At 54.6% G+C, this 593-nt stretch carries 1 protein-coding gene; it reads left to right on the top strand.

Translation table 11 applies throughout. From position 1 onward, the window contains the following. Positions 1–593 (top strand): cupin domain-containing protein (locus AC1DS3_RS39330; RefSeq protein WP_477129460.1); only part of this gene is annotated, 593 nt, incomplete at both ends.

Here is a 593-nt window from a genome sequence, read left to right as displayed (position 1 = left end):
GAGTGACGTAGGTTCTTGGGAGGCCGTCTGGCAGGTCGGCGAGAAAACGGGTGATGGCAATGTCGCCGTGGGGAATGTACTTACCCACGACGCAAAGAATTGCCTGATCCACTCGTCTCATCGGTTGGTTACGGTGGCCGGCCTCGAGAACGTCATGGTGGTGGAGACACCGGACGCTGTGCTTGTCGTACACCGTGATCGAACCCAAGAGGTGAAAACGTTGGTCGATATGGTTCGTAACACCGGTCGTGCGGAGGCGACGGAGCATCGAAAGGTATATCGCCCCTGGGGAGCGTATGACTCAGTGGATGATGGCGAGCGCTATCAGGTTAAGCGCATCACAGTGAAGCCCGGCGCAAAGTTGTCACAGCAGATGCACCACCATCGCGCCGAACACTGGATAGTCGTTCGAGGCACAGCGCGCGTGACCTGTGGAGATAAGACATTTTTGCTTTCAGAGAATCAATCAAGCTATATCCCTCTGGGAATCGTACATCGGCTGGAGAATCCCGGGAAACTTCCTCTAGAGCTCATTGAGGTTCAGAGCGGTAGCTATTTAGGTGAGGACGATATCGTACGGTTCGAAGATACCT

The sequence above is a fragment of the Cupriavidus sp. 01L46 genome (genome assembly GCF_056399905.1).
Note: the sequence above shows the minus strand (reverse complement) of the source record. Positions and strands in the feature narration are given on the sequence as shown.